This is a genomic window from Cupriavidus sp. CuC1 (genome assembly GCF_044627735.1).
Taxonomy (GTDB): Bacteria; Pseudomonadota; Gammaproteobacteria; order Burkholderiales; family Burkholderiaceae; genus Cupriavidus; species Cupriavidus ulmosensis.
Genome location: NZ_JBIUHC010000361.1, coordinates 1 through 1628 on the forward strand (window position 1 = coordinate 1; position 1628 = coordinate 1628).

The 1628-nt window shown below is 61.3% G+C and carries 1 protein-coding gene; it reads left to right on the forward strand.

The features are described 5' to 3' along the window. Positions 1 to 63: 63 nt before the first annotated feature. Positions 64 to 1104 (forward strand): IS110 family transposase, encoded by a 1041-nt coding sequence (locus ACGLHR_RS51630; RefSeq protein ID WP_400103859.1) that lies wholly within the window; start codon positions 64 to 66, stop codon positions 1102 to 1104. The last annotated feature ends 524 nt before the right edge of the window (positions 1105 to 1628 follow it).

Consider the following 1628-nt stretch of genomic DNA (forward strand, 5'->3'; position numbering starts at 1 on the left):
GAGCCGGATGCGGGGCGACTCGCACGTCCGGTTCTTAGGGGGCGGCGGCGCAGTAATGCGTCGCTGCTACCCGACCAGCTGTACTGGGTTGACCCTGAGACTGGCGAGATACACAACCGGCGATTCCAGCGTCAAAAGCTGATCGAGTTCTTAGCTCAGCGCAAAGGACGCGTGGCGCTGGAGGCATGCGGCAGCGGGCACTGGTGGGCCCGCAAGCTCCTCGAGATGGGCTATGAGGTGAAGCTGCTGCACGCGAAATACGTCCGTCCATTCGTGCGAACCAACAAGACAGATGCGGCGGATGCGCGCGCGATCTGGACGGCGGCGCAACAGCCGGGCATGCCGGCAGTGACGCCGAAGACAGTGGAGCAACAGGCGACACTGGTGTTGCATCGGATGCGAGAGCAGCACATCAAGATGCGCACGATGATGATCAATGCCTTGCGCGGCGCGCTCTATGAGTTTGGCTTGAGCTTCAAGAAGGGGCGTCAGGCGGGCTTGGCGGAGATGCGCGAGCGGCTGGCCGAAGTGGAGGAAGACGTGCCGGCGAGGGTGTTCGAGGCGTTGCGCGAACAGTTCGAGCTGATCGGTCGGCTAGACAAAGGCATTGAGCAGTTGGAGGGACAGATCAAGGCCTGGTCCCAAACGCAGCCGGCGTGCAAGCGGCTGATGGCGATTCCAGGGATCGGCATGCTCACGGCCACGGCGCTGCTAGCGACGATCGGCGATGCGCAGGGCTTCGAATCGGGGCGGCAACTGTCGGCCTACCTGGGGCTGGTGCCGCGCCAGCGTGGCACTGGAGGCAAGGTGCAATTGGGGGCGATTAGCAAACGCGGAGACTGTTACCTGCGCATGCTGCTGATCCACGGTGCCAGAGCAGTCGTGTTCCGGGCCAAGGACAAAGGGGCCTGGTGCGACCAACTGGCGCGCCGACGCCCGTCCAACGTGACGGTGGTGGCGATGGCCAACAAGGCGGCAAAAATTGCCTGGGCGGTGCTGAGGGGCAAGGAGCCGTATGAAAGAGACCACGAGCTGAAGAAGGCGGAGAGGGCCAGGCAAATGGCGGATTCCGCGCTAGGTCAGCTGCGACTACCAAAACCGTAGGCACAGCAGCCCTAGCTGCGGCTATTGAAGCAGGTTAATTGAATTCGACTAGCAGGTTGCGCGGGTAGACGTGACGTGATGGCAAGACAGGTTGGACCGCAAGAACGAGACCCTGATCGGTTACTAGTGCTTCGAGCACGCTGAAAAGACGAGGGCCGTTCTTGGCGAATTCCATAGGGGCCCGCAGGCTTGACCTGCATGAGGCCGGATATAAGGCTGCAACCAAATCCTCGCCGAGCATCATGAGATGATTTACCTGGCAAACCGGGGCGCGTTCATATAAGTAACCAAAAGAAAGCGATCCTTGCAGGAGGCTGGCGTATCGGGGTTGCGCAGCCCGGTGGTTTCGTCGTCAGGCCCCGGGTTTTAATGGCCTCGTGCCGTTACCGGTTTGAATGGCCACAATCCTGCGGATGACGCTGGTTTCGTGGTGAGGCCTCCGGTAGCGGCATCCCTGCTCATTCACCCATCTGCCGGTACCGGTGCGAAGCACCACGATATATCACGCCGTGATGGTTTCGTGG